8 protein-coding genes and 1 tRNA gene are annotated in these 9277 nt (G+C 58.2%); 4 read left to right on the forward strand and 5 right to left on the reverse strand.

The window, feature by feature from the left end; all coding sequences use genetic code 11:
- Positions 1-125: 125 nt before the first annotated feature.
- The 3 genes from ACFDSS_RS11755 to ACFDSS_RS11765 are packed head-to-tail and all read left to right on the forward strand — an operon-like array spanning position 126 to position 1355.
- Entirely contained in the window at positions 126-455 is a 330-nt protein-coding gene (locus ACFDSS_RS11755) for a hypothetical protein (RefSeq protein ID WP_375255932.1), read from the forward strand.
- 13 nt (positions 456-468) lie between these two features.
- Positions 469-927, forward strand: a complete 459-nt coding sequence (locus tag ACFDSS_RS11760) for a DMT family transporter (RefSeq protein ID WP_375255933.1) — start codon at positions 469-471, stop codon at positions 925-927.
- Positions 924-1355: a DMT family transporter gene (locus ACFDSS_RS11765; RefSeq protein WP_375255934.1), complete on the forward strand. Its 432-nt coding sequence runs from the start codon at positions 924-926 to the stop codon at positions 1353-1355. The genes ACFDSS_RS11760 and ACFDSS_RS11765 overlap by 4 nt, the downstream gene beginning before the upstream one ends.
- Here ACFDSS_RS11765 and ACFDSS_RS11770 read toward each other — a convergent pair.
- From ACFDSS_RS11770 to ACFDSS_RS11790, 5 genes are all read right to left on the reverse strand, one after another.
- Positions 1352-2188, reverse strand: a complete 837-nt coding sequence (locus ACFDSS_RS11770; protein ID WP_375255935.1) for an NAD-dependent epimerase/dehydratase family protein — start codon at positions 2186-2188, stop codon at positions 1352-1354. The two genes, ACFDSS_RS11765 and ACFDSS_RS11770, sit on opposite strands and share 4 nt — an antisense overlap.
- Positions 2189-2218: 30 nt before the next feature.
- Complete coding sequence (locus ACFDSS_RS11775; RefSeq protein WP_375255936.1) at positions 2219-3421, reverse strand: NAD(P)/FAD-dependent oxidoreductase; 1203 nt, start codon at positions 3419-3421, stop codon at positions 2219-2221.
- 76 nt (positions 3422-3497) lie between these two features.
- The gene (locus tag ACFDSS_RS11780; RefSeq protein ID WP_375255937.1) at positions 3498-6800 is read right to left on the reverse strand and encodes an error-prone DNA polymerase; all 3303 of its coding nucleotides are present in this window, start codon (positions 6798-6800) and stop codon (positions 3498-3500) included.
- Between the two features lie 120 nt (positions 6801-6920).
- On the reverse strand, positions 6921-8387 hold the full coding sequence (locus tag ACFDSS_RS11785; RefSeq protein ID WP_375255939.1) for a DNA polymerase Y family protein: 1467 nt from the start codon (positions 8385-8387) through the stop codon (positions 6921-6923).
- Entirely contained in the window at positions 8356-9033 is a 678-nt protein-coding gene (locus ACFDSS_RS11790; RefSeq protein WP_375255938.1) for an ImuA family protein, read from the reverse strand. The genes ACFDSS_RS11785 and ACFDSS_RS11790 overlap by 32 nt, the downstream gene beginning before the upstream one ends.
- Before the next feature lie 150 nt (positions 9034-9183).
- On the opposite strand from ACFDSS_RS11790, the gene ACFDSS_RS11795 reads away from it, so the two are divergent.
- Positions 9184-9273, forward strand: a tRNA-Ser gene (locus tag ACFDSS_RS11795).
- Positions 9274-9277 lie beyond the last annotated feature (4 nt).

The following is a 9277-nucleotide window of genomic DNA, read 5'->3' on the forward strand; positions in this document are numbered from 1 at the left end:
GTTTGGGGCAGCGATAAGGATCTAGACGGCTCGTGTTATCATTATTCCTGTTCATCAGTTTGGCGTCGTTATGGCTCTTCGTACATCTGTCGGTGAAGCATCGCTTCGCGGGCTTGGATGCGAATTTGTCAGTAGTCTACAATTCCGCTATCGCTGTCTCGCCCGAGGATGAGACAGCCGCACAGGTGATTGCGCTTTGCGTTGATCTGCTTCGAAAGACCCATTGCACAGACAGTTTCGAAAGCCTTTCCGCACAAGAACAACAGATGGTTTTGCACGCTCATGCCATCGATACACTGCCGGGCTGGATGTCGCGCTACGCAGCGCTTGGGTTGCCCGCAAGCAACCGCGCCTTGCTTGCGCAACTGCGGCAGGTGAAAACATCGCAACCTGTCAAATCGCCAGAGCATTACGGCGCCGTGCGAGACCTCTTGCGTTTGCGTCAGGAACGATAGACATCTTGGCGGCATGACGCAGGCGCAGTCTTCCACCCATTTCATCGCGGCCTTTGCCACCGGTGGCCTGTTGTCGCTGATGGTGCTGTTCAACGGAACTTTGGCGGCCTATGGCTCGCTTTTCTTTGCATCCTGGGTGCCGCATCTGACCGGCACTGTGACCGCCGCGCTGTTTCTTGCCGTTTTGCGCCCCAAACGCACAGAGGCCACACGGCCGCCGCTTTGGGTCTATCTTGGAGGTGTTTCGGGTGCTGTCACGGTGATGCTGACGTCAGCCAGTTTGAACAGTGCCCTGGCGCTTTCCGGCACCATCGCGTTGGGGCTGGCGGGGCAAATGGTTTTCAGCCTTTTTGCCGATATGCGCGGCCTGTTCGGACTGCCGCAGAAAATGCCGTCGCCGCGGGACTACACAGCATTGTCGTTGATTGTTGCGGGCAGTTTCATACTGATCTTCTTGGGAGGCGCACCATGATATTCTTTGCCGGACTTGCATTCCTTGCAGGCGCTCTGGTGGGGCTGAGCCGTCAGATCAACGGGCGGCTTGCGCTTTCGACCTCTGCGATGGAATCGTCATTCTGGAATCATACTGTGGGGTTGGTTTTTATCACGGTCGTGGCGCTTCTCTTGGGCGGGCTTTTTGCTGGTGAGCCGCAAAATGCGCCGTGGTGGGCGTATTTTGGCGGGCCGCTTGGGGTCATCTTCATTGCCGCCGGAAGCTGGCTGATCGCGCGCATCGGTGCTGCGCAAACCGCGTTGCTGATTATTGCAGGGCAGATGGTGTTTGGCGTGTTGCTTGATATGGCCCTCGGCGCGCCCGGCAATCTTTGGGCGCGCGTTGTTGGTGTCGCGCTGATCCTTTCCGGCATGTGGATCGCACAGGGCCGCAGGAAAATGCGTTAGTCGTCCTTTGAGGCATTCATCCGGGTGATGCCTGCCACCCCGGAATTGCCAAGTTCAACGGTGGCGAAAGGCCCGCCAATGCATAGGTTGGCAAGGTCGGTATTGTCCAAGGGCGGTGTGGCAGCGAATATCTCCTTGGCGAATTGTTCAGCGTTGTCCTTGGGCCGATAGCCAAGATGCCGCGCCTTGGTGTTGTCCACTACGGCACGGTCATTGTCAGAGATGCCGTAGACAATTGAAAAGCCCACGACCGGGCTATCAACCGCGCGTTCGACCAGATGGATCAGGTCATCATAGGACAACCATGTCCCGATGCTGCGCGCGTTGTTGGCGGGTGCGCAAGAAAAAATGCGCATACAGACCGCCTCGATCCCGCGCTTGTCCCAGTAAAGACTGGCGAGGTCTTCGGAAAAGCATTTTGCCAAACCGTAGTAGGTGTCAGGTCGGTGCGGCGCATCCAAACCGATGGTGTCGGTCTTTTTATGCATGCCGACTGCATGCACAGAGCTGGCGTAGACGACCCGCTTCACACCGTTGCGATAGGCCGCTTCCCAGACATTGTAGGCGCCGATGATGTTGGATTGCAGGATGTCATCCCAAGGGGCTTCATCCCCGATGGCACCGAAATGCACAACCATGTCCGCCCCTTCGAGCAGCTCTACCATGGCATCGAGGCTGGCCAGATCCGCTTTGACGTAGCTTTCGCCCGCCTTCAATGCACCAATATCATCGGCAAGGTCCGTCGAGACCAGTTCATCGCACATTTTGCCAAGCGGTGCCCGCAGGCGTGATCCTAGCTGACCTGCGGCCCCTGTCAGGACAATTTTCTTCATGTGTTTTCCTTTGTCATTGGCGTAGAGGCGCTAGATGACCGCCTTTTCCACGAATTTCTCACCGCGTTCGATACGGGCATAGTTAAAAGGCGTCAGATCAAGCGTCCGGTACGCGCCATGTGTAATCAATTCGGCGGTCCCGCGCCCCATCGCGGGGGATTGCTGGAAGCCATGGCCTGAGAACCCGTTGACGAAGATGAAGTTCTCGATTTCCGTATGCGGCCCCAAGATCGCGTTCTGATCGAAGCTGTTATAGGCATAGTGCCCGGCCCATGAATTGCGCAATTTGATTGCTTCGAATTGTGGGATGCGGTGGGCGATGGTGGGCCAAACCTTTTCTTCCCAGATGCTGTGGTCTTGTACAAAGTCATCATAGTCCACCGCCGGATCATCATCGGGCGGACATCCGGCCAGATAATAAGTGCCATCGGTGCGCATATGCACCCCGGACGGGTCAATCGTCAGCGGCAGATCGCGATCAAGCGGTTTTTCAGCCTCAAAGATAAAGGTATAACGCTTGCGCGGCTCAACCGGGATTTCAATGCCAGCCATGCGGCTAGTCCGCACGGCACGGGGGCCGGACGCGTTGACGACTGTGCCGCAGCTAATCACCTCACCCGACTTTAGGATCACGCTTTCTACACGCGTATTCGCCGCGTTACGGTTCATCGCGATGACTTCGTTGTTCACATACTCAGCGCCACGCTCGCGCGCCGAACGCTTCCACCAATCAAAAAGCGTATTGCCGTCGAAATATCCTTCATCCACAAGATTGTGGTTTGCTGCGACGATGTCGTCGAGGTTGTAGAACGGATAGGCGGCGGCGATTTCATCTGGGGTCATGTGTTTGGTGCCAGCGCCATTGGCCTGCTGCAATGCTTGTCCTTCGCGCAGGGTCGCGGCGAATTCTTCATTGTCCGCCAAGTACATGTAACCGTAGCTTTGCAGACGTGGGTGCGGCACCCTTTCGTCGCCGCCCATATAGTCGCGGAAATTTTTTACGAAGTCGGCTGCGAACTGCGATACTTTGATGTTGATCGGCGCACTGAATTGCTGGCGCATGCAGGAATTCGTATGCGAGGTCGAGGCAAATTCATAGGTCGGGTCCCGTTCGACCACCAAGATTGTGCCGTCAAAATCCGGGTTGTCCGTCAGAAACCATGCCACGGACGATCCATACATCGCGCCGCCGACAACCACGACATCATAGCTGGAGTTTGCGGGTGCCTGCATTGCGCCGCTCCGATTGAATACCTGTACGTGTCACCTTGTGGTGAAGTTTCTGGGCGTGCAAGCTTTGTGAGCGCGATCAGTGAAAATCCCGCGATTTCGGGATCACGCGCACATCTCTTGGGTGCCTGCCCCTTGGATCATGCGGGATCGTTTTCTTGACTTCATCGGCGCGCGCCAACGGCGCCTCCATCCGGTCATGTGAGAGCCGTTCAAGCGCATCGGTGCGGTCGGTCAGGTGATTGGCGACCACATGAATGACATCTTCGCTGCGCTGCACGACACCTTGGACATCAATCACACGGGCGCGCATGATGATCTTGCGATAGGCCTCCATCACTTTGGGCCAGACCACCAGATTGGCAACGCCTGTTTCATCCTCAAGCGTGATAAAACACACACCCTTGGCGCTGCCGGGGCGCTGTCGGATTAAAACGATGCCTGCCAGTTTAATGAACTGCCCATTGCGCATCTGCTCCAGCATCCGTGTCGGCGTATACCCTTGCTTATCCATACTGGCCCGCAGGAACGACATCGGATGCGCCTTCAATGACAGACGCGTGGTTTGGTAATCCGCCACCACATGTTCGCAGATCGGCATCTGCGGCAGATCAAAGCGGACCTCTGCCCCCTCGTCGCGGGTTTCCGCAAAGAGTGGTAAATCAGGCGCGTCGCGCAAAGCCCGCGCATCCCACAGCGCCTGCCGCCGATCCAACGTCATGGACCGCATCGCATCCGCTGCGGCCACCTTGCGCATCGTGCCTGCATCCAGCTTTGCGCGTTCCTTGAGATCTTGCAGATCCACAAAAGGCGTCACCCGCGCATCCATCACCCGCTGGCCCATATCCTGCCGCATCCCATCAATCTGGCGCAGACCAAGGCGGACGGCAAAGACACTGGGGGCGATGGGTTCGAGTGTGTTGTCCCAATCAGAATAATTCACATCCGGCGCGCGCACGATCACCTGATGTTCGCGGGCATCGCGCACGATCTGCGCGGGGGCATAAAACCCCATCGGCTGGGAATTCAGCAAAGCAGTGCAAAACACATCCGGATAGTGGCATTTGATCCAGCACGAGACATAGACCAGATGCGCAAAACTTGCCGCATGGCTTTCGGGAAAGCCGTAGCTGCCAAATCCTTTGATCTGGTCGAAACAACGGGCGGCAAAATCGGGCTCGTAGCCGCGGTTAATCATCCGGCTGACCATTTTTTCCTGTAGCTTTTCGATTCCGCCACGCGACCGGAAGGTCGCCATCGCCTTGCGCAACTCGTTCGCCTCTTTGGTGGAAAACTCAGCCGCGACCATGGCGATTTTCATCGCCTGTTCCTGAAAGATCGGCACGCCAAGGGTGCGACCCAACACTTTGCGCAATTCATCAGGGTCATGGCCCGGCCCGGGGGATGGATAGACCGTCGCCTCTTTCCCGCTGCGACGGCGCAGATAGGGGTGGACCATATCCCCCTGAATGGGGCCGGGGCGCACGATGGCGACCTGAATGACAAGATCATAAAAGGTACGCGGCTTCATCCGGGGTAGCATATTCATCTGCGCCCGGCTTTCGACCTGAAAGGTACCAAGACTGTCGCCACGGCAAAGCATGTCATAAACCTCCGGGTCTTCTTGCGGGATCGTCGCAAGACTGAAGCGTTTGCCGTAATGCGCATCGATCATGTCAAAGGCCTTGCGAATGCAGGTCAGCATCCCCAGTGCAAGCACATCCACCTTGAGAATGCGCAATTCGTCGATATCGTCCTTGTCCCATTCGATGAAGCTGCGATCAGGCATCGCCCCATTGCCAATCGGCACCGTCTGCGTCAGAGGCCTTTCGGTCAGGATAAACCCGCCCACATGCTGGCCCAAATGACGCGGCATCCCGATCAGTTGATCGGCCAATTTAATGGTGCGCGCCATCAGCGGATCGCTCAAATCCAACCCCGCCTCTGCCGCTTCGCGCGCGCCAACCTCGCGGCCCCATGACCCCCAGATCGTTTTGGATAAGGCGGTCGTGATATCCTCGGACAGGCCCATAACCTTGCCCACCTCGCGGATCGCCATGCGCGGGCGGTAGTGGATCACGGTCGCACAAAGAGCGGCGCGGTCACGACCGTATTTGTCGTAGATATGCTGGATGACTTCTTCGCGGCGTTCATGTTCGAAATCGACATCGATATCGGGGGGCTCTTTGCGTTCTTCACTGATGAAACGTTCAAACAAAAGATCATTGTGCACCGGATCAACCGCAGTAATACCCAACACATAACAGACGGCTGAATTGGCTGCCGATCCCCTGCCCTGACAGAGGATTTCCGGCTTGGTCTGATGGCGCGCGAAATCAACGATCTGTTCGATGGTTAGGAAATATTGCGCGATATCAAGCTTTGCGATCATCTGTAACTCTTTGCGCAGAACCGTCTTGATATGATCGGGGGTGCCATCTGGATAGCGGAATGCAGCACCCTTCCATGTCAGTTCTTCAAGGTAGGCCTGGGCACTATAGCCCTCCGGCACAGTCTCATTTGGGTATTCATATGACAGCTCAGTAAGATTGAAATCGCAGGCATCAGCAACTGCGCGGGTGGCGCTGATCGCATGCGGCCAATCCGCAAAGAGCCGCTGCATCTGTGCTGGTGACTTCAGGTGCCGCTCTGCGTTGGCATCCAGCAAAAACCCTGCCTTTTGAATCGTCGTTTTATGCAAGATACAGGTCATCACATCCTGCAAGGGACGCCGTTCTGCGGCGTGATAATGCACATCATTGGTGGCCAGAATGGACAGTCCATGCTGGCGCGCGAGCGTATCTAATTGGTTAATCCGCGCCCGGTCGTCGCCCCGATAAAGATAGCTCGCGGCGATGTGTTTGAGCGTAGGTAACGCAGTTGCCAACCGCTTGAGACCCGCTGCAAAGTGATCGACATTCTCCTGCGGGATCGCGATCAGTTGCACGTCTTTGCTGTGGTACGCAAGATCATCCAGCGTGATATCGCAGGCACCTTTGACCTGCCAGACGCCTTCTGCATCATGCATTTTCCCCTTGGACAACAGCGTACAAAGGCGCCCATAAGCCGCGCGGTTTTTGGGGTAAACCAGAAATGCGTCACCTGTGATGAGCTGCAGGCGGCAGCCGATCACAGGACGTATATGCGCTTTGGTCGCCTCGGTGTGCAAACGCACAACACCGGCCATTGTGTTGAGATCGGCACAGCCCAAAACATCGTACCCCAGCGCCCAGGCGGCCGCGGCCAGATCAACAGCATCAGAGGCCCCGCGCAGGAAGGAAAAGCAAGTCGTGACACCCAGTTCAACAAAAGACGCGCGGGGGTTGGGGGTAAAGCCGTCCTCCAGGGTACGGCGGGGATGTTGGTGGTCGTTTTCAGGCATGGTGCCCTCGCGACCATTGGGTTCGACCGATAGGTCGGGCCGCGCCTGACCTTCCCCCCGGGAAGGCGCTTTGCACCTCCTCAAGGTCAGGCGCGGCCCTTCGTTCTTTGCCAACACCCATCACGCAAAACACCCATGCACAAACCAGCGCGGGTCCCCGCCGCGGCCGTCTTCATGCAGGCCCTCGCGGTAGAGCCACAACCGCAACCCCGCCTGATCCTCGACCTTGAAATAGTCGCGCAACCGGGTACCGGGGCGATCCTTCCACCACTCCGGCGCAATCCGTTCCGGCCCTGCATAGCGCGCCACGCGATGGGTTTGCCTGCGCCAGATAAACTGGGCAGGCGGACCTTCGGGCACGGCATAAAGAACGCGCACCTCCTCTGGATGATCGAACAGGCGCAAGGGGCGTTCCCTGGTCAGCAACGCCACTTCCGCAGGGGCCGCGGCAAGTGCTGCAATCTGCGCCTCCGCCCGCTCTGGCAGGTGGCTTTGGCGCTGCACAGGGCGGGTGACAGCACGGGGACCGAATTTCGCGCTTAGGCGGTCCACCAGTTGTGTGAGCTGCAAATCATCATCCGCCCCGCCGCCAAGCTGGGTCTGGCTATCCGTGATCTCTTCAACAGCACCTGCCATCAGGGTAATGAGATCAAACCCAAAGCCCGGATTGATCCGTTCCACCTTATCGCGAAACAGCCCCAGAAGATGCCCCGCATCACGGGTCGGGGCAGAGGTCACCACATCGATCTGACTGACATCACCGTCGGTTTTATAGACCATCAGATGCAAACGGCGACAACCTTGGCCCGCGTGTTTGAGTTGCGCGCAAAGATCCTCGCACAGCTCCGGCAAATGCGGGGTCGGATCAAAAATAGGCTCGGCCAGACGCGCAAAGGCGCGGATCACAGGCTTTGCCGCAACGCTTGAGACAGGTTCAGCCAGTTTACCCATCGCCTGATCCAGACGCAGCAACGGGTTGGCCTGCAAATCCGCTTTCACAAAGCGACGGGTCAACGACAGGCGCGGCACATCCATCACAGCACCAATGGTTTTCAACCCCAAGCGGCGCAGCAAAAGCACCGTCGGCCCATCCAGCCGCAACCCGGTCACAGGCAAAGGAGCGAGCTTGAAATACGCCTCATCTGGCCCGCAGATCGCACGCACAGGGCCGAAGCGCGCCAAGGCCCAGGCCGCCCCCCAAGTGGGTGCCACAGCAAGCCGTGCGGTCAGCCCAAGCAAGGATAATTGGGTTTCCATCTCAACCAACATCGCAGCCTCACCACCCCAAAGATGATCGGCGCCGGTCGTATCAAGGATCAACCCGTCATGGCCGTCCCGTGACGTCCAAGGGCAAAAACGGCGGGCCCAAAGCACCAGACGGTCAAGGGCGGCATGGTCCCCCGCTTCATCGGCATATTGGACCTGCAATTCAGGACAAATCGCACGCATATCCACCACACGCGATCCGGGCTGAATACCGTTCAGACGCGCGCAGCGGTTGGCGGCATGGATCACCGGCCCGTGCGGGCCTTCGCGGGCCAGCACAACGGGCACATCATCCGGCGGCGCGTTGCCCTGCCGCTCCATCTGCTTGGTCCAACGCTCGATCGCGAACTGGGGCAGCGTAATGGACACGATCCGCCGCCCCGTCATAGGCGGCCACCCATTGTCCAGGCTTCCTGCGCCGCGAACGGAACAGATCCAGTGACCAACGCGCCGCACCGGGGGCTTGGGCATCGTGCGGGTTTGGGGCAGACGGAAGGGTGGCAACGCGCCACCGGTCGCGGGCCGCACTGAGGTCGGGGCTGGCCGCACGCCGGATCAACCAGCATGAGACATCCGCAGCCTCTGCGCGCATCGCAAGCCGCTTTGTCGCGGTAAAATCGAGTACGGGCGGATCGCCCCAAATCTCTCCGATCACGGCGGCGAGACTGCGGCAACGCAAACCATCCTCCATCGCCCAAAGCACATCGGCAGCGCGCGACAGATCGACCATAATTATCGGACGGGTCGTGCGCAGGCCTGCAAGCATCGGCCGCCCGGCTTCTTTGCGGGACAAACGATCCTGCACCCAAAGCACCGGCGCATCTGTGCGCGGCAAACGTGAGAGGGCAAACCCGATGGCGCTGGCGTCCGTGGGGACGGCAGGAAAGGCCTCCGACAGGGTGTGCGGCATCGGAGCAGGCCTTTCGCCCTGCCCTGCCAGCATTTTTTGTACACGTAGCGATCCCATACACGTGACACCGAATCCAATTTTATGTTCACTCTTTGTTCTAGTTTATTGCGCTGATTTTCGCAACGTGTTGGTGGGGTGAAATCAATGGATGCAAGAAAAGAAGATTCCACTTGTGATCCCCGGTTTGTTCCTGCTAGACGCGATCTCGGAGACGTGGCCGAGTGGTCGAAGGCGCTCCCCTGCTAAGGGAGTAGGCGGGAAACTGTCTCGAGGGTTCGAATCCCTTCGTCTCCGCCACCCA

The sequence above is a fragment of the Yoonia sp. genome, from assembly GCF_042093035.1.
In the GTDB taxonomy this organism is placed as follows: Bacteria; Pseudomonadota; Alphaproteobacteria; order Rhodobacterales; family Rhodobacteraceae; genus Yoonia.